Genomic DNA, 24,230 nt, shown 5'->3' with positions numbered 1-24,230 from the left:
TGCGTTACTTCGTTTGTGCGCCGCCGAGCACGCTTTGCGGCTGCCATTTGCCATCAACCACTTTATAGACGGTGAATGACGGGGCTTTCAGGTTGCCCTGATCGTCAAAGGCGATCTGCCCGGTCACGCCGGAATAGCTGATGGCGCGCAGGGCAGGCAGGTAATCCGCCGGATCCACCGAGTCGGCTTTTTCCATTGCGGCGACCAGCACGCGGGTGGCGTCATAGGCGAACGGGGCGTGCAGTTCGATATGGGTGTGGTAGCGGGACTGGTACGCCTGCTCGAAGGTCTTACCACCCGGCATCTGATCCACCGGCAGGCCCGGCTCCAGCGCCACCACGCCTTCTCCCTCTTTTTGCGCCAGCTGCAGGAAGGTCTGGCTGACAAAACCGCCTGCGCCCATCAGGGTGGTGTTCATGCCCAGCTGCTTGATACGACGCGCCAGCGGTGCCGCCTGGCTGTCCACGCCGCCGAAGAAGATCAGATCGGCGTTTTTACTGCGAATGGCAGTTAATACGGCGCTAAAATCGACGGTTTTGTCGTCAACGTACTGACGATCGACGATCTTCACGCCCTGGGCTTCCAGCGACTTAATAAATTCGTCAGCCAGACCCTGACCAAAGGCGGTGCGGTCGTCAATCACCGCGATGCGTTTCGCCTTCAGGGTGTTGATGGCGTACTGCCCGGCAAACTGGCCGCCGTCGTCGTCATGGCCCATCACGCGGAAGCTGGTGTCGAACCCCTGTTTGGTATAGGCATGACCGGTGGCGACCGGGGCCACCTGAGCGATACCGGCATCGTGATAGACGCGGGCCGCCGGGATGCTGGTGCCGGTGTTCCAGTGACCGACCACGCCCGCCACGTTGCTGTCCACCAGGCGCTGGGCCACGGCTACCGCGGTGCGCGGATCCGACTGGTCATCTTCAGACTGCAGCTTGAACGTCACCGCTTTGCCGCCGATGGTCGGATGCTGCTTGTTGATGTCATCAATCGCCAGCCGGGCGCCGTTCTCCAGATCTTTACCGATACGGGCTGACGGGCCGGTGAGCGGTCCCGCCAGGCCAATCACCACGGTTTCACTGTCGGCAGCCCAGGCGCCGGTGGAGGCGAACCCGCTGAGCAGGATGGCGGCGCTGAGTGCGCTGATTTTTACGGTTTTCATTATTTTTCCCTGATATTGGTTGGTGTTAAGCGGGCATTTCGCCCAAATAAATCTGTGCAATCTGGTCGTCGTTCAGCAGCGCTTTCGACTCGCCGTGATGTACGATGCTGCCGCTGTCCATCACCCAGGCCTGGTCGGTCACTTCCAGCGCCAGTCGGGCATTTTGCTCAATCAGCAGCAGGGCCACGCCGCGCTCTCGCAGCCCGGCGATGACGGCAAAAATGTTCTCCACCATTTTTGGCGCAAGGCCCATCGAGGGTTCGTCGAGGATCAGCAGACGCGGACGGCTGAGCAGGGCGCGGTTAAGGGCTAACAGCTGCTGTTCCCCACCGGAGAGCAAACCCGCCAGCTGATTCTGACGTTCACCCAGGCGCGGGAAACGCTCGAAAATCTCGTTCATCTCCTGCTTCACAGTGACAGTGTCACGTCGCAGCCAGGCGCCCATCTGCAGATTTTCCAGCACCGTCATGCGGGCAAAAATACCCCGGCCTTCCGGCACCATCACCAGCCCGTCGCGCAGCAGCGCCTCGGCTTTCTGCTTACGCACCGGCTGGCCGTTAAATTCAATGTTGCCGCCAAAACGCTCCAGCCCGGTAATGGCCCGCACGGTGGAGCTTTTGCCCGCGCCGTTTGCGCCAATCAGCGTGGCCTGTTCCCCTTCATGCAGGGTAAAAGAGACGTCCCGCACCGCCTGGATGCCGCCGTAGTGCACGTCCAGACGTTCCACTTTCAATAATTCAGACATGGGCATGGCCTCCAAGCCAGGCGGCGATGACCGCCGGATCGCGTCGCACGCTGTCCGGGGTGCCGCTGGCCAGCGTTTTGCCGTAATCCAGTACCGTCAGACGATCGCAGATGCCCATCACCAGCTTGACGTCGTGTTCAATCATCAGCAGCGTTTTCCCGTCGTCGCGAATGCGGGTCAGCAGCTCACCCAGGGACACTTTTTCTGCCGCGTTCATGCCAGCGGCAGGTTCATCCAGCGCCAGCAGCAGCGGATCGGTTGCCAGCGCGCGGGCAATCTCCAGCCGACGCTGATGGCCATAGGCCAGATCGCAGGCACGATAGTGGGCAAACTTTGCGATCCCGGTGTACTCCAGCCAGTGCCAGGCCTGCTCGCGGGTGTTTGCTTCTTCTTCCCGGGCGCGCTTGTGGCGGCTTAGCGCCGCCCATAGCCCGTTGCGGGTGCGCACGTGGCGGCCTACCATGACGTTCTCCAGCACCGACATCTCGTTAAACAGACGCACGTTCTGGAAGGTACGGGCGATGCCTGCGGCGGTCACCTTCTCGATCTGCGTCGGGAAGTAGGGCTTATCGGCAAGGACAAATTCTCCGCTGTCCGCCGGATAGAGACCGGTTATCAGATTAAAACAGGTAGTTTTGCCCGCGCCGTTGGGGCCAATCAGGCCGTAGATCTCGCCTTTATTAATGGAGAGCGAGACGTTATTCACGGCGGTGAGGCCGCCAAAGCGTTTGGACATATTGCGCACGGTGAGCAGGCTCATGCTTTCATCTCCTTATGGCGTACCGGCCAGATGCCCGACGGGCGAACCAGCATCACCAGCACCAGCGCCAGGCCGTAGAACAGCTGACGCAGGATCTCCGGGTCAATCAGCACCGAACCGAACAGGGCCTGCTGAACGGGGGCCGCCTGGCTGCGCAAGAGCTCCGGCAGGGCGGTCAGCAACACCGCGCCGAGGATCACCCCCGGAATATGGCCCATACCGCCCAGCACCACCATCGCCAGCACCGCGATGGACTCCTGCAGGGTAAAGGATTCCGGGGAGACAAAGCCCTGGAACGCACCAAACAGCGCACCCGCCACGCCGCCAAACGACGCGCCCATCGCGAAGGCCAGCAGCTTAAAGTTGCGTACGTTAATGCCCATCGCCCGGGCGACGTCTTCATCTTCGCGGATGGCGTGCCACGCCCGGCCTATACGTGAGTGTTGCAGGCGCAGGCAGACAAAAATGATCCCGACAATCACCAGCATCAGCAGGTAGTACCACAGCCACAGCGCAGGCACCTTCAAGCCGAACCAGTGGTAAACGCCGCTGAACTTCAGGCCGAACAGGTTCAGGGTATCGACCCCGGTAATGCCTTTGGCGCCGTTGGTGATGTTCACCGGGCGGTCGAGGTTACGCATCAGAATGCGGATGATCTCGCCAAAACCGAGGGTTACAATTGCCAGGTAATCGCCCCGCAGCTTCAGCGTCGGCGCACCCAGCAAAATGCCGCACACCGCTGCCACCAGCGCCGCAACCGGGATAATCAGCAGATACGAAGTGTGCAAGCCGTCCGGGAACCAGACGTTGAGGATCGGAAATACCTCCGCCAGATGCGGCGATGCCAGCAGCGCCGCCAGATAAGCACCCACGGCGTAAAAGGCAATAAAGCCCATATCCAGCAGGCCGGTGTAGCCCACCACAATATTCAGCCCCAGTGCCAGCATGATGTAGAGCAGGGCAAAGTCGATCACCCGCACCCAGTAGTTGCCGCCCAGCTGGGTCGCCACGACCGGCGCCAGCAGCAGGGCAAGAACAAACAGCGTCATGCCGGACCAGAATTTACGGAGGGTCGCCGGGGTTTTGAGTTCAATAGCAGTCATGATTTTCCTCTACGCCCTGTGCGCCACGCGCTCGCCCAGCAGGCCCGCCGGACGGAAGACCAGCACCAGAATCAACACGATAAAGGCGAACACGTCCTGATAGTTGCTGCCGAACACGCCGTTCGTCAGCTCTCCCAGGTAACCGGCGCCCAGCGCTTCGATAATGCCGAGCAGGATCCCGCCAATCATCGCCCCGCGAATATTGCCGATGCCGCCGAGCACCGCTGCGGTAAAGGCTTTAATCCCGGGCAGGAAGCCCATAGAGAAACTGGCGTTACCGTAGTTGCTGGCCATCATCACACCCGCCAGCGCGGCAAAAATGCCACCAATCGCAAAGGTCAGGGTGATGATGGCGTTTGGATTAACGCCCATCAGGGTGGCGACGCGCGGGTTTTCCGCCACCGCGCGCATACCGCGGCCAAGGCGGGTGTTTTCCACCAGTAGCCAGAGGGCGGTCATGACGATCAGCGCTAATGCCACGGTGATGATGCCCGTCACGGTGACAATGGCCGGGGGATGCGTCTCGCTGCCCGCGGTGATGGCAATGGGGTCCATCGGCAGGATCTGCGGAAACATCAGCGGATTACGCGTCCAGATCACCATCGCTACCGTTTGCAGCAGAACCGATACGCCAATCCCGGAGATCAGCGGTGCCAGCCGCGGCGCGTTGCGCAGGCGACGATAGGCAAAGCGTTCAACCGCCATCGCCAGCAGGGCGCAGACCGCCATGGCGATCAGCAGCGCAAAGCCCAGCTGCAGCAGCTGCGGCATGGCAGGAAAATAGCCGTTGAGAAGGTTCAGCCCTGACAGGGTGGTCAGCGCGCCGACCATTAAAATATCGCCGTGGGCGAAGTTAATAATGCGCAAAATGCCATACACCATGGTATAGCCCAGCGCGATCAGGGCGTAGATGCTGCCCAGCATCACCCCGTTGATCAGTTGTTGTATGAGAGTGTCCAACGATGTATCCCGGCAAATAACGTTTTCAGCGCGTAACATCTAACAATTGAATTAAATTGTGAAATACACATATATTCTTTCTTATGACTTCACGCGCTTGTTTTATCCGATTGATTTTAAAGATAATGAAAACCAGTCGATAAACCTGATTGTCCACGACAGATCAACATATGAATAAAACAGAACAATCGCTGGCGCTTCCGGCCTATGCCGAGAGCCGACTGGCTAACGATCCGCCCCTGCGGGCGGTGCGTGCTTTCGAGGCGATTGCCCGGCTGGGCAGCGTGACGCAGGCGGCCCAGGAGCTGGACATATCGCCCTCGGCGGTGAGCCATCAGCTGAAGGTGCTGGAAGGGTATTTACAAATTCCGCTCACCGAGCGTCAGGGGCGCGGGCTGATCCTGAGCCAGCAGGGGCGGGATTATTACCGCTCCATTCGCGCGGCGTTCAACGTGCTGCGTCAGGCCACCGGGCATCTGGTGGAGCAGGTGCAGACCCGGCAGGTGACCATCAGCCTGATCCCTCTGTTCGGCATGGGCTGGTTTATCCCGCGTTTGCCGGCCTTTATGCGCGCCAATCCGCAAACGGAGATCAACGTGGTCTACGCCAACCACCGTAACTACCTGAGCGATGCCTCGGATATGTCGATCCGCTTCGGCAACGGCCAGTGGGCGGGTTACCAGAGCGAAAAGCTGATCTCCGGGCAGATGGTGCCGGTCTGTAGCCGGGCGTTCCTGCGTCTGCACGGCCATATCGATACCCCGGAACAGCTGTTGCAGATGCCGCTGCTGCACGATGAGGAGCGCACCACCTGGCAGCAGTGGTTTATCCAGCAGGGGGTAAAACGCCCGCTGCGGCGCAGCGGCCCGATGTTTGAAGACGGGCTGTTAACCCTGGCGGGGGTACAGGCGGGGCTGGGCTGCGCCCTGATGCGCGAGCCGCTGATTGCCCCCTATCTGGAGAGCGGGGAGCTGGTGAAGATTTTTGATTTGCCGATTGATGATGGCCGGGATTATTACCTGTGCGTGCGTCAGGACACTGAGATGACCCAGGACGGGAAGTTGTTGCAGAGCTGGCTGCGGCGGAACAGTTCCCTCTCCCTTGAGGGAGAGGGTTAGGGTGAGGGGGAACAGGCCGTACCGGAGAAAAAATGCCGGTTGGCGGCTTCGCTTTACCCGGCCTACAAAACCCTTAACCTTTGAGAGTACGCGTGGCGAACCAGCACAACAACGACCCCGCACACACCATCATCGCCCCTTGCCAGAAGCTTAACGACAGCGGCGCATTCAGCAGCACCGCTGCCAGCGCTGCCGACAGCACCGGAGTAAAATAGGAGGCCGCCGCCAGCAGCGTCACGTTGCCGTGCAGAATGCCAATGTTCCACGAGGCATAGCCAAACCCAAGCGCAATACCGCACATCAGCAATTTGATCACCACCGGCACGCTAAACACCATCTCCGGTTGAGCGCTGAAAGCGTATTTCAGCCACAGGGTCAGCGCGGTCAGCAACACAAACAGGGTGATCCCATTCTGGCCGTTGGCGTATTTGCGGGTCACGGTGCAGTAGGCTGCCCAGATGAAGGCCCCGACAAACGCAAGACCGTAGCTCAGCGGATTCGAGACGATATTGCTGGCGATATCCGTTGGGTTCAGCCCGTTTTCACCTCCTAATACCCAGCCGACCCCCAGCAGGGCAACGATCAGCCCCGGGATCACCCACAGGGTCGATTTCTGGCCGTTGAACAGAATGGCAAACAGTATGGTCAGGCTCGGCCAGAGATAGTTCACCATCCCTACTTCAATCGCCTGATGACGGGTAGCGGCATAGCCTAACGACAGGGCGAGACAGATCTCATAGCTGACGAACAGTACGCTGCCAGCAATCAGGTAGCGGGGCGAGAAACGGCGCAGACTGGGGAATCCCACCGTCACCAGACAGAGTAAACCGCTTAGCGTATAGATTGCCGCTGCGCCGCCTACCGGGCCTAATCCCTCGCTAACCCCCCGAATCAGACCCACCATCGTGCTCCAGAGCATTATCGCGGCCAGACCAGTCAGGGTCGCTTTATTTCTGTCCATCATTTTCCCAGTAGCTGTCAATTTCAGGGGCAAATTTATAGCACTCTTTCAGTACCTTCCGCGAATTAAACTGCTTTGCTGTAACCCTTTAGCATTAGGGAAAGGCGCCAGCGCTGACTATTAAGAGGGCGAAGATCGGCGATATTGATTTGCCGCAAAAAAAACAGGGGCTTTGCTGTTAGTTTTCCGCCGGAATTCTCAATTTCTAACGAGGACAACGATGGACGTCAGTCGCAGACAGTTTTTTAAAATCTGTGCGGGTGGTATGGCCGGAACAACAGTCGCCGCGCTGGGGTTTGCCCCCAAAATGGCGCTGGCTCAGGCGCGTAACTATAAGTTGCTGCGTGCTAAAGAGATCCGAAATACCTGCACATACTGCTCCGTGGGATGCGGGCTATTGATGTATAGCCTGGGTGATGGCGCGAAGAACGCTAAAGGGTCGATTTATCATATTGAAGGCGATGCGGATCATCCGGTCAGCCGCGGGGCGTTATGCCCGAAAGGGGCAGGTCTGCTGGACTATGTGCACAGCGATAACCGTCTGCGTTACCCGGAATACCGCGCGCCGGGCTCCGATAAATGGCAGCGACTCTCCTGGGATGAGGCCTTCAGCCGCATAGCGAAATTGATGAAAGCCGACCGCGACGCCAACTTCGTCGAGACCAACGAACAGGGCGTGACGGTTAACCGCTGGCTCTCCACCGGGATGCTCTGCGCCTCTGCGGCAAGTAATGAAACCGGCATGCTGACGCAAAAATTTGTGCGCTCCCTCGGCATGCTGGCGGTAGACAACCAGGCGCGCGTCTGACACGGACCAACGGTAGCAAGTCTTGCTCCAACATTTGGTCGCGGTGCGATGACCAACCACTGGGTTGATATCAAAAACGCGAACGTCGTGGTGGTGATGGGCGGTAACGCCGCTGAAGCCCATCCGGTGGGATTCCGCTGGGCGATGGAAGCGAAAAATAACAATGATGCGACGCTTATCGTCGTCGATCCGCGCTTTACGCGCACGGCATCGGTGGCGGACATCTATGCGCCGATCCGCTCCGGTACGGACATTACGTTCCTCTCCGGCGTGCTGCTGTATCTGATTGAAAACAACAAGATTAACGCCGGGTACGTCAAACACTACACCAACGCCAGCCTGCTGGTGCGGGAAGACTTTGCCTTTGATGACGGGCTGTTCAGCGGTTATGACGCCGAAAAACGCCAGTACGATAAATCCTCCTGGAACTATCAGTTCGACGAGAACGGCTACGCAAAACGCGACGAAACCCTGACCGATCCGCGCTGCGTGTGGAACCTGCTGAAGCAGCACGTCTCCCGCTACACGCCGGAGGTAGTGGAGAACATCTGCGGTACGCCAAAAGCCGATTTCCTGAAGGTGTGTGAAGTGCTGGCTTCCACCAGCGCTGCGGACAGAACCACCACCTTCCTGTACGCGCTGGGCTGGACGCAACACACCGTGGGTGCGCAGAACATCCGTACCATGGCGATGATCCAGCTGCTGCTCGGCAATATGGGCATGGCCGGTGGCGGGGTGAACGCCCTGCGCGGTCACTCCAACATTCAGGGGTTAACCGATCTGGGGCTGCTCTCCACCAGCCTGCCGGGCTACCTGACGCTGCCGTCGGAAAAACAGGCCGATATTCAAACCTATCTGGCGGCCAGTACCCCGAAAGCGACCCTGCCGGATCAGGTGAACTACTGGAGCAACTATCCGAAGTTCTTCGTCAGCCTGATGAAATCCTTCTACGGCGACGCGGCGCAGAAGGAGAACGACTGGGGCTATAACTGGCTGCCGAAATGGGATCAGTCTTACGACGTTATCAAGTATTTCAACATGATGGCGAAGGGCGAGGTCACAGGCTATATCTGCCAGGGCTTTAACCCGGTGGCCTCGTTCCCGGATAAGAACAAGATTGTCGCCAGCCTGAGCAAGCTCAAATATATGGTGGTTATCGATCCGCTGGTGACGGAAACCTCCACCTTCTGGCAGAACCACGGCGAGATGAACGACGTGGACAGTGCCGCGATCCAGACCGAGGTGTTCCGCCTGCCGTCGACCTGTTTTGCGGAGGAGGATGGCTCCATCGCCAACTCGGGCCGCTGGTTGCAGTGGCACTGGAAAGGGCAGGACGCGCCGGGTGAAGCGCGCAACGACGGCGAAATCCTGGCCGGGATCTACCATCGTCTGCGCGACATGTACCGCACCGAAGGGGGCAAGGGCGTCGAGCCGCTGCTGCGCATGAGCTGGCACTACAAACAGCCGGACCATCCGGAGTCGGAAGAGGTGGCGAAAGAGAACAATGGCTATGCGCTGGCCGATCTTTACGATGCTAACGGCGTGCTCGTCGCGAAGAAAGGTCAGCTGCTGAGCAGTTTTGCCCATCTGCGCGATGACGGCAGCACCGCTGCGTCGTGCTGGATCTACACCGGTAGCTGGACAGAACAGGGCAACCAGATGGCTAACCGCGATAATGCCGACCCGTCAGGGCTGGGCAATACGCTGGGCTGGGCCTGGGCGTGGCCGCTCAACCGTCGTGTGCTCTATAACCGCGCGTCGGCGGATATCAACGGCAAGCCCTGGGATCCGAAACGGATGCTGATCCAGTGGAACGGCACAAAGTGGTCCGGGAACGATATTCCGGACTTCAGTACCGCCGCGCCAGGCAGTAACACCGGGCCGTTTATCATGCAGCCGGAAGGGCTGGGACGTCTGTTCGCCATCGACAAGCTGGCGGAAGGGCCGTTCCCGGAGCACTACGAGCCGATGGAGACGCCGCTCGGGACTAACCCGCTGCATCCGAACGTGGTTTCAAGTCCGGTGGTGCGCGTGTACCAGGAAGACGTTGTACGCATGGGTAAAAAAGACAAATTCCCGTATGTCGGCACCACCTATCGCCTGACCGAGCACTTCCACACCTGGACCAAACATGCTCGGCTGAATGCCATCGCCCAGCCGGAACAGTTCGTGGAGATAAGCGAATCCCTGGCAAAGGCCAAAGGCATTACCAACGGCGATCGCGTCAAGGTCAGCAGCCAGCGCGGGTTTATTCGTGCCGTGGCGGTGGTTACCCGTCGTCTGCAGGCCCTGAACGTTCATGGTCAGCAGGTGGAAACCGTCGGGATCCCGCTGCACTGGGGCTTTGAAGGGGTGGCGAAGAAGGGCTATATCGCCAATACCCTGACCCCTGCGGTGGGGGATTCCAACTCGCAAACGCCGGAATATAAGGCGTTTCTGGTCAACATCGAGAAAGCATAAGGAGCGAAAACATGTCGATGGAAACACAAGACGTCATCAAACGCTCCGCCACCAACGGCTTTACCCCCGCGCCTCGTGCGCGGGATGACAAGGCGGAAGTGGCAAAGCTTATCGATGTCTCCTCCTGCGTGGGCTGCAAAGCCTGTCAGGTGGCCTGTTCCGAGTGGAACGATATCCGCGACGAGGTGGGGCACTGCGTTGGGGTTTACGATAACCCGGCCGATCTGAGCGCTAAATCCTGGACGGTGATGCGCTTTAGCGAAACCGAGCAGAACGGCAAACTGGAGTGGCTGATCCGCAAAGATGGCTGTATGCACTGTGAGGATCCGGGCTGTCTGAAGGCGTGTCCGTCCGCCGGGGCGATCGTTCAGTACGCTAACGGTATCGTCGATTTCCAGCAGGATAACTGCATCGGTTGCGGGTACTGTATTGCCGGATGCCCGTTCAACGTGCCGCGACTCAACAAAGAGGACAACCGGGTCTACAAATGCACCCTGTGCGTGGATCGCGTCAGCGTCGGTCAGGAGCCAGCCTGCGTCAAAACCTGTCCGACCGGGGCGATCCACTTCGGTACCAAAAAAGAGATGCTGGAGGTGGCGCAGCAGCGTGTCGATAAGCTGAAAGCGCGCGGCTACGCTAATGCCGGGATCTACAATCCTCAGGGGGTGGGCGGAACGCACGTCATGTATGTCCTGCACCATAACGACCAGCCGGAGCTGTATCACAATCTGCCGAAGGATCCGGCGATCGATACCTCCATTAACCTGTGGAAAGGGGCGCTTAAGCCGCTCTCCGCGGCGGGCTTTATCGCCACCTTTGCCGGTCTGATCTATCACTACATCGGCATTGGGCCAAATAAAGAGATGGATGACGACGAGGAGGAGCATCATGAGTAAGTCGAAAATGATTGTGCGCACAAAGTTTATCGACCGCGCCTGTCACTGGACGGTGGTGATCTGCTTCTTCCTCGTGGCGGTGTCGGGAATTTCGTTTTTCTTCCCGACCCTGCAGTGGCTGACGGAGACCTTCGGCACCCCGCAGATGGGACGTATTCTGCATCCCTTCTTCGGCGTGCTGATCTTCGTGGCGCTGATGTTTATGTTTGTGCGTTTTGTGCATCACAACATTCCCGACAGGCAGGATATCCCCTGGCTGAAGGGTATTGTTGAAGTGCTGAAAGGCAATGAGCATAAGGTCGCCAAAGTGGGCAAATACAACGCCGGGCAGAAGATGATGTTCTGGACCATCATGAGCATGATTTTTGTGTTGCTGGTGACCGGGGTAATTATCTGGCGTCCGTACTTTGCTCAGTACTTCCCGATGCAGGTGGTGCGCTACAGCCTGCTGATCCACGCCACGTCGGCCATTATCCTGATCCACGCCATTCTTATTCATATGTATATGGCGTTTTGGGTTAAGGGCTCGATTAAGGGGATGATCGAAGGTAAGGTCAGCCGCCGCTGGGCGCAGAAACACCATCCCCGCTGGTACCGGGATGTTGAGCGCCTGGAGTCGCAAAAAGAGAGTCGTGAAGGCGTGAAGTAAGGTCAGGCATCCCCCCGCTCCGGGCTGTGGTTCGGAGCGGGATTATTGGGAAGTCAGGTATTGGTGACTAAAGCATCGATTGCCGCCACGACATCCTGGCGTGCGTTACGCAAATTACAGATATAATCTCTGTTATTGATTTTTGCATTATTAATATTCGTTACCATCGGTGCAAATATTAATAGGTTTTCAAAGTCAATATTGATACGTGGTGCAATGTGTTCATGCCAGAGTGGTAGTTTACGTGCCCGTATTAACGGAACGATAACGCGGGTGTCGAAATCATCGTAACAATCATGTTGAATAATCATGTAATAAGGCAGCTGCCTGTTGGTTATGTTCGATGAGTTTCGATATACATTGAATTGTTTTAGCATTATATCACCCTGAAAAATTCATCATCGGTAATTGTTCCATATTTTGCGACAAACTCATTCATAGCTTGCATGAATTCTTTATCGCGTTTCCTTTGTTCGAGGCGTTCCTCTGGCGTTAACGCCGGGCGCGGCGTGACGCCGGTTAAGTGCTCTTTAATGGTGTTGTTTTTCGGGGTGTCCAGTTTCATCGTTATTGTCTCCTGTGTTGATGCGGCCATTATCAATCACCCACCATGAAAAACAATACTGATTCGCCTGGTAATTTCTAAATTGCGAGGCGACATCCAGTCAAATGCAACGCGCTGTAAATCTATTAAGCAAGAAGAAAACTCCCGGCAAATTACCGGGAGAAAGATTCAGAATTTCTCAGGAATATAGCGGAAAGGGTAAGCCGTAGGTTTAACTTTGCCGATTTTTCGTTTTGGTAATTTAACTGCTTCTTCTGGAATATCTTTATACGGAATCTGCGACAGCAGGTGCGAAATAATATTAAGCCGCACGCGCTTTTTATCTTCGGAACGGGCGACAAACCATGGGGCCCAGGCGGTATCGGTGGCGGCAAACATCGCATCGCGCGCTTCGGTGTACTCGTCCCAGCGGTTGAAGGATTTGACGTCCATCGGGGAGAGTTTCCAGGTCTTCCGTCCGTCGTTGATGCGGTCGCGCAGGCGGCGCTCCTGCTCTTTAGGCGTCACTTCCAGCCAATATTTGATCAGAATAATACCTGCATCGACCATGGCTTTTTCGATGATGGGGGCCCCGTCGAGGAACTTTTCCACCTGATCTTCAGTACAAAAGCCCATCACGCGTTCCACGCCCGCGCGGTTGTACCAGCTGCGGTCGAAAATCACAATTTCCCCGGCCGACGGCAGATGCGGGACGTAGCGCTGGAAATAGAGCTGGCTTTTCTCTTTCTCAGTGGGGGCGGGCAGCGCCACCACACGGAATACGCGCGGGCTGACGCGCTCGGTCAGGGCTTTAATGGTGCCGCCTTTACCGGCGCCGTCGCGGCCTTCAAAAACTACACACACCTTCAGGCCCTTGCTCACCACCCACCGCTGAAGCTTAACCAGCTCCACATGCAGGCGATGCAGCTCTTTTTCGTACTCCTTGCGCTTAAGGGGGGTGGGAGGCGGGATATTCGCAACGGGTTTGCTTTTCTTTTTATCTGCCATGATGCGTTCCTTTCTGAGATTCAGCCGGTACGGTGGGACATAACACTTTGAAGTGTAATCATGGACACGCGCATTGCTGGAAAATATTCACTCCCTACCCGAAATAATGGATGAAGCTGCCAGGGGCGCGATTTGAACTGGCTCACCATACAAGATTGTTCAATAATGTCTGTCGCAATTTTTTAACAAGTGGCTGTGGTATGAAAAAGACGGTGTTTTCGTTGGCACTCGGCACCTTCGGTCTGGGGATGGCCGAATTTGGCATTATGGGCGTGTTAACTGAACTGGCGCGGGACGTGGGCATTACCATACCCTCTGCCGGCAACATGATTTCGTTTTACGCCTTTGGGGTGGTGATTGGCGCACCGGTTATCGCGCTCTGTTCCGGTAAGTTCTCTCTGAAAACCATCCTGCTGTTTCTGGTCACGCTCTGTCTGGTCGGCAATGCGATTTTTACCTTCTCCACCTCGTACACTATGCTGGCGATTGGCCGTCTGGTCTCCGGCTTTCCGCACGGCGCCTTCTTCGGCGTGGGGACGATTATCCTCTCCCGCATTGCGCCGCCAGGCAAAGTGACGCTGGCGGTGTCGGGAATGGTCGCCGGGATGACGGTAGCCAATCTGGCGGGCGTGCCCTTTGGCACCTGGCTTGGGCACCAGTTCAGCTGGCGTTACACCTTCTTCCTGATTGCCGCTTTCAACCTGCTGGTGATGCTCTCTGTCGTTCTGTGGGTGCCGCAGACCTTTGATAAATCCCAGCGCCGTCTGCGGGAGCAGTTTTATTTTCTGAAAAAGCCGGAGCCCTGGTTCATCTTTGCTGCCACCATGTTCGGCAACGCCGGGGTTTTCGCCTGGTTCAGTTTCGTCAAACCCTTTATGATCAACGTGTCGGGTTTTACCGAAGGGGTAATGACCGCCATTATGATGCTGATGGGGCTCGGAATGGTGCTGGGCAACCTGTTCAGCGGCAAACTGTCCGGGCGTTACAGCCCGCTGCGGATTGCAGCGGTAACTGACCTGGTGATTGTGCTGTCTCTGCTGCTGCTGTTTGCTTTTGGTGAGAGGCCTTTAGCCTCGCTGGGGATGGGCTTTATCTGCTGCGCCGGTCTGTTCGCGCTGTCGGCCCCTCTGCAAATTCTGCTCCTGCAAAATGCGCAGGGCGGGGAGATGCTCGGTGCGGCAGGCGGCCAGGTGGCGTTTAACCTCGGGAGCGCTATCGGGGCTTATTTTGGCGGGATGATGATTACGCTGGGCTTTAGCTGGAGTTACGTGACGTTACCGGCGGCGCTGCTCTCGTTCTTTGCGATGTCGTCGCTGTTGATTTACGGGTATCTGAAAGCCCGGCGGAATGAGGATAGCGTGCAGAGATTAGCCCGGGCGCGCTAATTGCCCGGCGGCGCTGCGCTTGCACGGGCCTGCAGGTTCTGCAGGCAGGGTAAGCGCAGCGCCACCCGGCGAACAGCGATCACGGAAGCGACGGCTCCCCCAGGGTTAACATCAACCGGTTGGCCCATGCAAAAAAGGCGGCGGACTGCACCAGATCCAGCTGAGCCAGGGTATCCAGCCCCTCGCGTTGCAGCCCGGCAAGATGTCCTGGCGTTAGGGCCGGCGGCGTCACGGAGAGCGCGGCGGCAAAATCAATCCCCGCCCGCCAGCGCGGCGATTGTCCGGTACTCAACGATTTCCCGGGCTGCACCGCCAGCAGCGTTTCAACCGCATCATTCTCTTTCGAAAGCTGGCTGGCTTTGCGCGCATGAACAGAGGCACAGTAAATGCAGCCGTTGATCTTGCTGGTGACCGCGGCGGCCAGCTCCCGCTCCGCGCGCGGCAGCCCACCAGGAGTATAGAAAATCCCTTTATCGGTAAGCGTGCGTTGCTCCAGCACCGGCAGGTTGCGCCCCAGCAGGCGGAAATAGTCAGAATCGCTGTGGCCGAATTTCGCCAGGATCGCCTGTTCGTCGGCAGTAAAGTCTGCCAGCGGTTTTGGCGCCAGCTACGGCTCCCAGCCAGGCTCCAGTTGAGTGAACTGCACCGGTGCCGCTTTGCCGTTTTTGGTAAAAGAAGGGAACAAAGGAATTGAGCTAAGGATTTGCGGAAAGTGGCAATACAAAAACCGCGCCGGGAGTGGCGCGGTTAACGGGCACTAGACGAATTTCGCCAGCGGATCGGCGGCGGCAAAAGCTACAGCGCGGTCGGCTGCCGGTGGGTAGATGAGTTCGTTGGTGATGGCGATTTTTATTTTTTTCGCCTCATCGCGGACGCATTGCACCGCCTGTTCCCAGCCTTCGCTATAGACCGCGCCCCAGCCGCCGAGATCGAGACAGGTCACATAGTTCACCTGGCGATAGGGGTACGGCGCCACGTTGAGCAGGCTGGCCGCCGCGTTATGCCCGGCAAATTTTCCGAGCTGGATCGCATGCTGACAGGTCATCAGCGCAGTATTGCCCCGATCGTCGGTGCTGGCGTGAGCCATGTCGCCGGTGGCGTAAACGTCCGGGTGAGCAGGCACCTGGAGATTCTCGTTAACCTTTAAGCGTCCCTGCAGGTCCCGCTCCCCCGCAATCTGCTGGCTTAGCGGGTGCGCTTCAACGCCCCCGGTCCATACCACGGTCGCGGCGGCGATGTGCTCGCCATTTTTAAGCGTTACGCCGGTGGCATCGACCGCTTCGATTTCGCTGTTCAGGCGCCACTCCACGCCCAGTTCATTGCTGGCCTCCTCAATAGTGCGGCGTAACTCTTCGCTGTAACGCCCGCCGATGACCGCACCGCGCTCAACTACGACAACTTTGGTCTGCGTATTATTGCCAAAACGGGCCCGCAGGCGGGCAGGCAGTTCAGTTGCCAGCTCAATACCGGTGAAACCACCGCCGCACACCACCACGGTGTTACGCGCCGGCGTGGCAGGGCGTGATATCAGTGAATCAAGGTGTTTCTCGAAAACCTGCGCGGATTCTAACTGGTCAATATCAAAGGCATACTCCGCGAGACCGGCAATGGCCGGGCGCCGTGTCTGGCTGCCGGTGGCGAGAATCAGTCGATCGTAAGAAGCCAGGGTCACGTTACCCTGGTTATCGCGATACCAGACGCTTTTCTCTTTTGCATCAATGCGCTCAGCGGACCCGGCAATAAAGTTAATTTTCAGCCCGGCAAACAGATCCTGCAGCGGGGCGGCAAAATTTGAGACCTGTTCTTCGTAAAAGCGCGGGCGAATACGCAGCTCGGGACGGGGAGCCAGCACCGTAATCGCCAGGTCGTCATCCCCCTCAATATCGGCAAGACGCGCGGCGCTTACCGCCGCCCACATGCCTGCAAAACCGCTGCCCACAATTAAAATATGCTTCTTCATCTTCGATCCTTTTTTTTTCAGGCCGGGTGGCTGACTAACACGGACTATACCTGTCGGAGTTAACTGCGACAAGATCTTTCTGAGTACATACCGCAAGTCTTGTTAGAACATAGCGTTAGATGAAAGCCCGTCTGTATGCTGTTCTTATTTGACTGAACCCCGGTATAATGACCCGGATTAATAAATTCGGAGTAAACCATGGCGTTTTACAGTTCTGGTGTGGAGTACGGCATTCATAGCCTGATGAACATGGTGGATGCGAAAGGTAACGATCGTGAGATGAGCGTCAGGGAGATGGCGGCATTACAGGGTGTGCCCTATGACTATCTGGGCAAAATCTTCACCCGTTTGTCGCGTGCCGGGTTGGTCAGCAGCACCGAAGGCAAGGGCGGCGGTTTCCGCCTGGCGCGGCCTGCAGAACTTATCACCGTGCTGGATATCGCCCAGGCTATCGATGGCGAAAAGAGTGTGTTTGAGTGCCGGGAGATACGCCAGCGGCTGGCCGTTTTTGAGGAAACGCCTCCGGCCTGGGTCTGCGATGGCCCTTGCGGCGTGCGCTCGGTGATGGACAGCGCCCAGCAGCGTATGGAAGAGGAGCTGGCGCGACACACGATCCTCGACCTGGCGCGCAAAATGTACCGCAAGGCACCGGATACCTTTCAGATTGAGGTTCAGGACTGGATTGACGATCGGCGGCATTCGGGATAAATGCGAACATTAAAAAACGCGCCGACAGGCATGTAGCTTGATTTATTCAGGTAATGAATACATCAAGCTGCTTTTGCCGTTAATTATAAATTCCATAAATAATATAAATCTCGCCCGGGGCTTATTTTTCTATTTTTTATACAGCCAGCGACTTCATTCTGTTTTTAATTTTAAAGGGTAATAGGATTAATCTTATCCCTGAATCATTTTTTTGACAGGTTTCACAATAATATTAACCGCACTATATATAGTGGTTAATGCTTGTCATAAAAAAGGAGAGACATGGAATGAACTCACTGGAGTATGAAGGAACCGTCGTTGTTATTGAAAAAAAAGAATACGATCTCGAAAAAGTTCCCCCCTTTACCGATCCTCTTGTGCAGCAAGAGAAACAAAGAGTTCTGGGTCAATTAAGCCTTAACGACATCACCCAAAATCTTAATCTTTCTGTTGAGCTATTTTATGTTGCTTATCATGGCGTTGCAGGTGCCAGAGGAGGGGCGTTACAGTCAGAGATTGCCAGGCTACAAAGTCGACTGGCCATGTTATGCAACGAATGCGTTATTACCATGACGACATTCGAGACCGAAACACGAAATATTATTGAATTACTTCAGCAGTGTTACCGCTGGCTAACAAAAGGCCAGGAAAAGCTGGCATTTAAAAAACTGGCGCATTGTAAAGAGTCTTCGAGCGCCATGTCGATAAAAGCGAAAACCCTTGCTGAACAGTTTAAGTCCTTACAGGTTGATTCCACCAGAGCTAAATCTGACACTATTCTGGAAGAGGCCAGCGAGAACGATCGGCTGTTAGCTGCGCAGAAAGCCGAACGGGAAATTACGGCCAAACAAAAAGCCGAGCAGGTTAATCAACAGCAGTTAATCGACGATATTGAAAATACCCAGAGACTGTACGAGGATGCCAAAAACCGGGAGGCTGAAGAGTCAACCAAAGCGCTGATAATGGGGGTCATCGGCGCGGTAACGGGCGCAATAGGCGCGGGCCTGGGGAGTTACTCAGCAGCCAAAAACCCGGTGGCCACCATTATCAACAAGGCGGGTGCAAGCATTGAGGATAATGCGCAAATCAAAGCGGCACAGGCCGCGATGGACAGCGCTAAAAAAATCTCGGATGAAGCGCAGAAAAAATATCTCGAGGCAAAAGACGCAGAGGAAGCCCAGCGCACTATCATCAAACGGCTGAAAGATGAGCTGGATGATCTGAATACCGCGCTAACCAGTCTGGAAAAAGACAGCACTGCCAGACAGGAAAATATCACTGCGCTTCGGGCCAAACGCGACGACAAAAAAACCGAACATGAAACCGCCACAGCGAAGCTGCCGGCGCTGACCAGCGCTGCTGAATTGCTGGAAAAGGATGCCAGGGAAAGCAACGAAGCCTATGCCGCAGCCGGGGCGTCTCTGACAAACCTTGCCGCCTCTACCAGCAAGATGGCGGAAACAGCAGCCACAACAGAAGCCACTGTGCGGGAAGAGCGAATCAACCTGCTTAACAAGCAGCTCGAACTCCAGAAGGAAAAACGGGCATCGCTGGTGGCGCTGGCAGAATATGCAGAAAGCCTGAAAAACCTCAAAATCGAGCAGGGTAACGCGACCCTCTCCGTCAACTCGTTACACAGCGCGATCGATGCGCTCGGCAAGGTGATAGGAACCCTGACTAACGCCAGCCTGTTCTGGGATCAAATGTCAGCTTACTGCGGACAGATGACCACCAGTGGTTTCCAGCGGGATCTGGACGACCTTAAGGATATGGACCTCGACGTTCGCCTTCAGGAGTATCTGGAGCCTCAGTTCATGCGGTCGTTCCTCCGCTACCTGTGCCAGTGGGTTGCGATAAACGGGCTGTCCGGGGACTATCTCAAGGCCGCGGGCGAAGCGCAGAAAAAAGCCGTCGAATATCTGCGGGAATCCCCAACCATTCAGGAAGCCATACGCAAGGCGCCGGAACTGGCGAAAAATCTTGCTCTCATTGTGGAAGACAGTTTGCTGGCGTCCCGTATGCAGACCATCGAGCTGGAACAGCAGCGCGCCATTCTCACCGTGCAATAAAGGAAACACGATATGGATAATCAATTTCAGTTTTATGCAAAAAACGAATTGCAACCGGGTTCTTCCGAGCTCAAAAGTGTTGTCGCAGGCTTGACGGAAGCCGCCATTCTTTTGCAAAACCAACGCCAGGAAGCGGCAATTGAAACGGTCAGCGCAATGACATCTGCTGTAACCCATCTGCACACCCAGACCATACAGGGCGAACGGCTTTATAAGGAGGAGCAAAAAAAGGTGACTGAGACAGTCACATCCATTATTAAGCAGGTCGGAAAATTAAATGACGAGATAGCGGGGATTCAAAAACAGATCGCCGATCTGAATGTCAAGATCAAGATGCAAGATGTAAATGCTCAGCAGCTGCAGCGAGAACTGGCCGATCTGGAACATCGTCTGGCTATCTCAGAAGGAGAGCGGCGTGAGCATCAGCGGAAACTTGACGATCTTAACGACAAATCGGCCGGGAGTATCATATTGTCAATACTTTGCTTAGGCCTCGATCGCGCCATTAAGGGAATCAAGTCCTTGATCGACCAGGACGCCGCGCGCATCAACACCCTTCGGGACGAGATAAACAGATACAGAAACGCGCTGAGGGATGGCGAGAGCCAACTGAAGATTGCCAAAGAAATACAGAGTACGTTGCGTGAGGAGCAAAAGCGCAACGAAATCCAGACTCAAAACCTGAACAGGGAGATGGAGAAACTTCAACTGGAGGAAAAAAACGTTCGCATTAAGCTGGCGGCAATCACTCAGGTGGCAGGTTTCTATGGCAAGCTGAAAGCGATTTGCGAAGGCGTGCGTAAAAACATCCTCTGGGTCCTCGATATCATCGAAGAGTTGAATGATGACCAACCGCGGATTATCGATATTGATGCATCGGGCACAGAGATGATTCCTTTGAGAACTGCGCTGGCTAAACTGGATGGACTGTTAAGTTCTGACCGAGTACAGGCAACTTTTAACAGAAATGACGCGCTGAGCCTTGCCTGATATGCGGGTAACACAGTCATTAAAGTCGCCGGGAAAAGGGAATAAATAATTCCGTTGCGCAAAAGGAAAATCGCGCCCTCTCCGCGTGGGAGGGCGCAACAGGATTTATGAGCGGAAATCGATCACCATACGGCCACGGAACTGGCCTTGCTCCATCTCTTTGAAGATGGCATTGATATCACCCAGCGGACGCAGCGCCACCTTCGGCACCACTTTGCCTTCGGCGGCGAACTGGAAGGCTTCGGTCAGATCCTGACGGGTGCCTACCAGCGAGCCCACCACCTGAATGCCATCCAGCACCAGACGCGGAATATCAAGGCTCATCGACTCCGGCGGAAGGCCAACGGCCACCACGCGGCCACCGGCACGAACGGCATCAACCGCGGAGTTAAAGGCCACTTTCGCCACGGCCGTCACCACCGCAGCATGGGCGCCACCGGTTTTTTCCTGAATGAATTTCGCGGCATCCTCCGTGCGGGAGTTAACCACCAGATCGGCCCCCATGCTCTGGGCCAGTTTCAGCTGTTCGTCATTGACGTCAATGGCAATCACTTTGGCGTTGAAGACGTTTTTAGCGTATTGCAGTGCCAGGTTTCCCAGCCCGCCGAGGCCATAGATCGCGATCCACTGGCCGGGCTTAATCTCTGACACTTTTACCGCTTTATAGGTGGTAACCCCGGCGCAGGTGATGCTACTGGCGGCGGCGGAGTCCAGCCCGTCCGGCACTTTTACCGCATAATCGGCGGTGACGATGCACTCTTCTGCCATCCCACCGTCCACGGAGTAACCGGCGTTTTTCACGTTACGGCACAGGGTTTCGTTACCTGAGTTGCAGTATTCGCAGTGGCCGCACCCTTCGAAAAACCACGCTACGCTGGCACGATCGCCCGGTTTCAACGAGGCAACGCCCGGGCCGACCTGTTGCACAACGCCGATGCCTTCATGTCCGAGGATCACCCCGGTTTTATCGCCAAAATCGCCGTTCTTGACATGAAGATCGGTGTGGCAGACGCCACAGCACTCCATCTTCAGCAGCGCTTCGCCGTGCTTCAGCGGGCGCAGGGTTTTCTCGGTCACTTCTACCTGATGGTCTTTAGTCACGATAGCAGCTTTCATATGTTTCTCCATTTTCATATTGCGGATCTGCGAGGCAGGTCAGATAAGACGGCATACCCATTAAGGATTAAGTTTTTTAAAGATTGTGACAAGGTCGCAGTAACATAATGTAATAGTTTAGATACTGATTTGCGGCGTCAAACGCTGAAAATTAATAATAGCCACATCCATTAACTGGTTATTATTACTGCAGTAAATATGTCATGTTTCTGACATAACCAGCCCGTAAGGTGTTGTCTTCTCAATAACCGAAGAGTTAAAAAGACGATGCATCTGGTAAAAAAACTTCTCGCAGTGAGCGTATTTCTGTCCGTTTCCGTACAGGCGCAAAACATCCTCGAATTCCCCCAGCCTGATAACAACCCGGAAGAGTTCTACGCCGTAACCGAAATTCCTGCGGGTGGGATTATTAAGTATGAAACCGACGCTAAAACGGGTTTTATCATCGCTGACCGTTTCCAGTCGATGCCGGTGGCTTACCCGGCAAACTATGGCTCGCTGACCCAGTCGCTGGCGGGTGATGGCGATCCGCTGGATGTGATTTTCTATACCCGCGCACCGATGGCGCCGGGCACCCTGATTAAACTGCGCGCCATTGGCGTGCTGAAGATGATCGATGGCGGCGAAAAAGACGACAAAATCGTTGCGGTGCCGGCCAGCAAAATTGACCCGACCTATGACGACATCAAGGAGCTAAGCGATCTGCCGAAGATTGAGCAGCAGCGTCTCGAGTCATTCTTCCGCGTTTATAAGCAGCTGCCGGAAGGGCGTAAAACGGTGGAGCTGAACGGTTTTAACGACGCCGCCACCGCGAAGCAAGAGATCAAACAGGCATGGGATGCCTGGAAAACCAACCAGCCGAAATAAACAATTGCCCGGCGGCGGCTACCCGCCGGGCATTGCCCTAGAGTTGCGCCGTCAGCGCGGCAATCTCCTCCTGCCACCGGGCCTGAAGCTGTGGCTTCTGATGTTTCGGCTTACGCAGACGATCCTCTTCCAGCAGTTTTTCCAGCATAATCAGCCGTTCCAGCAGATCATCGTCGGGTGCCATCTCGCTTGCCTTCGGCATATCGGATACCGGTTGGGCAGGCGATCCGCTACTGTCGCGTAGTCGGGCAAACACCGCGTCGGCGTCATGCCATTCGCTCAGGATACCCTCTTCAATCAGCCAGAAACGATTGCAGCTCTGGCTGATTAACTGCCGATCGTGACTGACCAGCAGCACGCCGCCCTCAAACTGTTGTAACGTTTCTGCCAGCGCCTCTTTACCTTCCATATCCAGATGGTTGGTCGGCTCATCAAGCATCAGCAGGCTGAAGCGGGCCAGCGTCAGGCCAATAAACAGCAGCCGCGAGCGCTCGCCGCCGCTCAGGGTGCCGACTTTCTGCCCGTGCCGCGTCCAGCTGAACCCAGCGGAAATCAGCGCCATCTTGCGATCCTGAATATTCGCCGCGAACGGCTCCAGGGCGTCTGTCAGCGAGGAGTCATCCGCAAGCTGGTGCAGTGTCTGGTCGTAATATCCCAGGGTTACGCGCGGATGTAGGGTCAGGCCGGCGTGGCTTGCATCAGCGATGAACTGCTGCCAGATGAGCCGCATCAGTGAGGATTTTCCGCAACCGTTACGCCCGACAATGGCGACCCGGTCGCCGCTTTTTAACCGAATGTTCTCCACGGTGAACAGTTCCGGCACGCCCGGGGCAGGCGCCACGCCAAGCCGGTCTATCTCCAGCAGACGGTCGGCCCGCAGGGCATCGCCGCGCAGGGTTAATGTCCAGGGGCTGCCTGCCGTCAGCGACGTCTGGCTCTCCTTCAGCCGATCCACCTGGCGCGCCATCTGTTTGGCTTTGCGGGCCAGATCCTCGTTATCGTAGACCTTGCCCCAGGTCGCCAGCCGTTTCGCGCTGGCGGTAACCCGGTCGATCTCCTTTTGTTCTGCTTTATGGCGCAGCGCATCGCTTTCATCTTTCTCTGCCAGCGCCTGACGCGCCCGGGTGCAGGGAAGGGCGAAAGAGTGCAGCGTTTTGTCGCGCAGGATCCAGCTGCCGTTGGTGACGGCGTCCAGCAGCTGTCGGTCGTGCGACACCAGCACAAAGCTGCCGGGCCAGCTCAGTAAAAACTGTTCCAGCCACAGCAGCGTGGGCAGGTCGAGGTGGTTACTGGGTTCGTCCAGCAGCAGCAGATCCGGCTCACCGATCAGCGCCCGCGCCAGCAGCAGGCGGGTATGCTGACCCCCGCTGAGGGTGGCCGATGGCAACGCGGCGTCTTCCGGGGTAAAACCCATGCCTGCCAGCAGGGTTTCCGCCCGCCAGCGCAGGCTTTCACGCTCAGATACCGGCAGCTGCGCCAGAACGGCATCCAGCATCGTCAACGGGTAGACCACCTGCGGAAGCTGTTGCTCTACGCGCGCCATCAGACAATGGCCGGCCAGGGCCACCGTGCCGGAAAGGGGCGTGTCGGTGCCGTCGAGGATCTTCAGCAGGGTACTTTTTCCGCAGCCGTTATCGCCGATCAGACCGATGCGGTCGCCTTTTTTCAGGCTGAAGGAGAGGTTATCGAAAAGGGTGTCGAAGGCGGTATCAACACGTAAAAATTGTGCAGTCAGTAATGTGCTCATTTGCTTACTCAAGAGTTACAGGCATAAAAATGCCTCGTCAATCAACGCTGACGATAACCCGGTAAGCCCGAGAGAAGGGATTGTCTTAGGTGTCTTCGCTCAAGCCGAAGTTATCGCAGCACGAAACCGATAACGCTTGAGCAGGTGCGATCGCCTAAGTGAAGTGAAATATCAAAAATTTCACAGCACAGCATAATTAGCCTCCTTTTATATT

21 protein-coding genes and 1 pseudogene are annotated in these 24,230 nt (G+C 56.3%); 9 read left to right on the top strand and 13 right to left on the bottom strand.

Going from position 1 to position 24,230, the window contains the following annotated elements:
- Window positions 1-4: 4 nt before the first annotated feature.
- The 5 genes from MXM41_RS01940 to MXM41_RS01920 are packed head-to-tail and all read right to left on the bottom strand — an operon-like array spanning window position 5 to window position 4,730.
- Window positions 5-1,162 carry a branched-chain amino acid ABC transporter substrate-binding protein gene (locus MXM41_RS01940; RefSeq protein WP_325929568.1) on the bottom strand — a complete coding sequence of 386 codons (1,158 nt, stop codon included), beginning with the start codon at window positions 1,160-1,162 and terminating at the stop codon, window positions 5-7.
- Between the two features lie 25 nt (window positions 1,163-1,187).
- A complete protein-coding gene (locus tag MXM41_RS01935; RefSeq protein ID WP_325929567.1) occupies window positions 1,188-1,907 on the bottom strand; it encodes an ABC transporter ATP-binding protein in 720 nt (239 codons plus the stop codon).
- Window positions 1,900-2,667, bottom strand: coding sequence for an ABC transporter ATP-binding protein (locus MXM41_RS01930; RefSeq protein WP_325929566.1), 768 nt, complete (start codon window positions 2,665-2,667; stop codon window positions 1,900-1,902). Before MXM41_RS01930 ends, MXM41_RS01935 begins: the two co-directional genes overlap by 8 nt.
- Window positions 2,664-3,770 (bottom strand): branched-chain amino acid ABC transporter permease, encoded by a 1,107-nt coding sequence (locus MXM41_RS01925; RefSeq protein WP_325929565.1) that lies wholly within the window; start codon window positions 3,768-3,770, stop codon window positions 2,664-2,666. Before MXM41_RS01925 ends, MXM41_RS01930 begins: the two co-directional genes overlap by 4 nt.
- A 9-nt stretch (window positions 3,771-3,779) precedes the next feature.
- Window positions 3,780-4,730, bottom strand: a complete 951-nt coding sequence (locus MXM41_RS01920) for a branched-chain amino acid ABC transporter permease (RefSeq protein ID WP_325929563.1) — start codon at window positions 4,728-4,730, stop codon at window positions 3,780-3,782.
- A gap of 170 nt (window positions 4,731-4,900) precedes the next feature.
- Between MXM41_RS01920 and MXM41_RS01915 the strand changes: the two genes are divergently transcribed.
- The gene (locus tag MXM41_RS01915; protein ID WP_325929562.1) at window positions 4,901-5,848 is read left to right on the top strand and encodes a LysR substrate-binding domain-containing protein; all 948 of its coding nucleotides are present in this window, start codon (window positions 4,901-4,903) and stop codon (window positions 5,846-5,848) included.
- Between the two features lie 73 nt (window positions 5,849-5,921).
- On the opposite strand, the gene yddG is transcribed toward MXM41_RS01915, so the two are convergent.
- Entirely contained in the window at window positions 5,922-6,809 is an 888-nt protein-coding gene (yddG, locus tag MXM41_RS01910) for an aromatic amino acid DMT transporter YddG (RefSeq protein WP_325929561.1), read from the bottom strand.
- Window positions 6,810-7,029: 220 nt separating this feature from the next.
- On the opposite strand from yddG, the gene fdnG reads away from it, so the two are divergent.
- Genes fdnG through fdnI form a run of 3 tightly spaced genes read left to right on the top strand, consistent with a single transcriptional unit; the run spans window position 7,030 to window position 11,622 of the window.
- Window positions 7,030-10,077, top strand: a complete 3,048-nt coding sequence (gene fdnG, locus MXM41_RS01905; protein ID WP_325929560.1) for a formate dehydrogenase-N subunit alpha — start codon at window positions 7,030-7,032, stop codon at window positions 10,075-10,077.
- An 11-nt stretch (window positions 10,078-10,088) separates the two neighbouring features.
- Entirely contained in the window at window positions 10,089-10,973 is an 885-nt protein-coding gene (gene fdxH / locus MXM41_RS01900; RefSeq protein WP_325929559.1) for a formate dehydrogenase subunit beta, read from the top strand.
- Entirely contained in the window at window positions 10,966-11,622 is a 657-nt protein-coding gene (gene fdnI, locus MXM41_RS01895; RefSeq protein ID WP_325929558.1) for a formate dehydrogenase-N subunit gamma, read from the top strand. Before fdxH ends, fdnI begins: the two co-directional genes overlap by 8 nt.
- A 53-nt stretch (window positions 11,623-11,675) precedes the next feature.
- On the opposite strand, the gene MXM41_RS01890 is transcribed toward fdnI, so the two are convergent.
- From MXM41_RS01890 to ppk2, 3 genes are all read right to left on the bottom strand, one after another.
- On the bottom strand, window positions 11,676-11,999 hold the full coding sequence (locus tag MXM41_RS01890) for a CcdB family protein (RefSeq protein WP_325929557.1): 324 nt from the start codon (window positions 11,997-11,999) through the stop codon (window positions 11,676-11,678).
- Window positions 11,999-12,187: a hypothetical protein gene (locus MXM41_RS01885; protein ID WP_325929556.1), complete on the bottom strand. Its 189-nt coding sequence runs from the start codon at window positions 12,185-12,187 to the stop codon at window positions 11,999-12,001. Before MXM41_RS01885 ends, MXM41_RS01890 begins: the two co-directional genes overlap by 1 nt.
- A 168-nt stretch (window positions 12,188-12,355) precedes the next feature.
- Complete coding sequence (gene ppk2 / locus MXM41_RS01880; RefSeq protein WP_325929555.1) at window positions 12,356-13,174, bottom strand: polyphosphate kinase 2; 819 nt, start codon at window positions 13,172-13,174, stop codon at window positions 12,356-12,358.
- Window positions 13,175-13,374: 200 nt separating this feature from the next.
- Here ppk2 and araJ point away from each other — a divergent pair, with 200 nt between their 5' ends.
- Window positions 13,375-14,559: an MFS transporter AraJ gene (gene araJ / locus MXM41_RS01875; RefSeq protein WP_325929554.1), complete on the top strand. Its 1,185-nt coding sequence runs from the start codon at window positions 13,375-13,377 to the stop codon at window positions 14,557-14,559.
- Between the two features lie 79 nt (window positions 14,560-14,638).
- Here the strand turns inward: araJ and MXM41_RS01870 are convergent.
- A pseudogene (locus tag MXM41_RS01870) lies at window positions 14,639-15,229 on the bottom strand (alkylhydroperoxidase domain protein); the annotation flags it as partial.
- Between the two features lie 87 nt (window positions 15,230-15,316).
- Window positions 15,317-16,519 (bottom strand): NAD(P)/FAD-dependent oxidoreductase, encoded by a 1,203-nt coding sequence (locus MXM41_RS01865; RefSeq protein ID WP_325929553.1) that lies wholly within the window; start codon window positions 16,517-16,519, stop codon window positions 15,317-15,319.
- Window positions 16,520-16,717: 198 nt separating this feature from the next.
- On the opposite strand from MXM41_RS01865, the gene MXM41_RS01860 reads away from it, so the two are divergent.
- From MXM41_RS01860 to MXM41_RS01850, 3 genes are all read left to right on the top strand, one after another.
- Window positions 16,718-17,227: an Rrf2 family transcriptional regulator gene (locus tag MXM41_RS01860; protein ID WP_325929551.1), complete on the top strand. Its 510-nt coding sequence runs from the start codon at window positions 16,718-16,720 to the stop codon at window positions 17,225-17,227.
- Between the two features lie 287 nt (window positions 17,228-17,514).
- Window positions 17,515-19,296 (top strand): hypothetical protein, encoded by a 1,782-nt coding sequence (locus MXM41_RS01855; RefSeq protein WP_325929550.1) that lies wholly within the window; start codon window positions 17,515-17,517, stop codon window positions 19,294-19,296.
- Between the two features lie 12 nt (window positions 19,297-19,308).
- On the top strand, window positions 19,309-20,286 hold the full coding sequence (locus MXM41_RS01850; protein WP_325929549.1) for a hypothetical protein: 978 nt from the start codon (window positions 19,309-19,311) through the stop codon (window positions 20,284-20,286).
- Between the two features lie 105 nt (window positions 20,287-20,391).
- Here MXM41_RS01850 and adhP read toward each other — a convergent pair whose 3' ends face one another.
- Complete coding sequence (adhP, locus tag MXM41_RS01845) at window positions 20,392-21,402, bottom strand: alcohol dehydrogenase AdhP (RefSeq protein WP_325929548.1); 1,011 nt, start codon at window positions 21,400-21,402, stop codon at window positions 20,392-20,394.
- A 267-nt stretch (window positions 21,403-21,669) separates the two neighbouring features.
- On the opposite strand from adhP, the gene MXM41_RS01840 reads away from it, so the two are divergent.
- Complete coding sequence (locus MXM41_RS01840; protein WP_325929547.1) at window positions 21,670-22,269, top strand: inorganic diphosphatase; 600 nt, start codon at window positions 21,670-21,672, stop codon at window positions 22,267-22,269.
- 37 nt (window positions 22,270-22,306) lie between these two features.
- Here the strand turns inward: MXM41_RS01840 and MXM41_RS01835 are convergent, their stop codons facing one another.
- Window positions 22,307-24,016, bottom strand: coding sequence for an ABC-F family ATP-binding cassette domain-containing protein (locus tag MXM41_RS01835; protein ID WP_325929546.1), 1,710 nt, complete (start codon window positions 24,014-24,016; stop codon window positions 22,307-22,309).
- Between the last annotated feature and the right edge of the window lie 214 nt (window positions 24,017-24,230).

This window comes from Leclercia adecarboxylata, assembly GCF_035787115.1.
In the GTDB taxonomy this organism is placed as follows: Bacteria; Pseudomonadota; Gammaproteobacteria; order Enterobacterales; family Enterobacteriaceae; genus Enterobacter; species Enterobacter adecarboxylatus_E.
The sequence above is the reverse complement of the archived record's forward strand: the minus strand, read 5'-3'. Positions and strand labels throughout refer to the sequence as shown.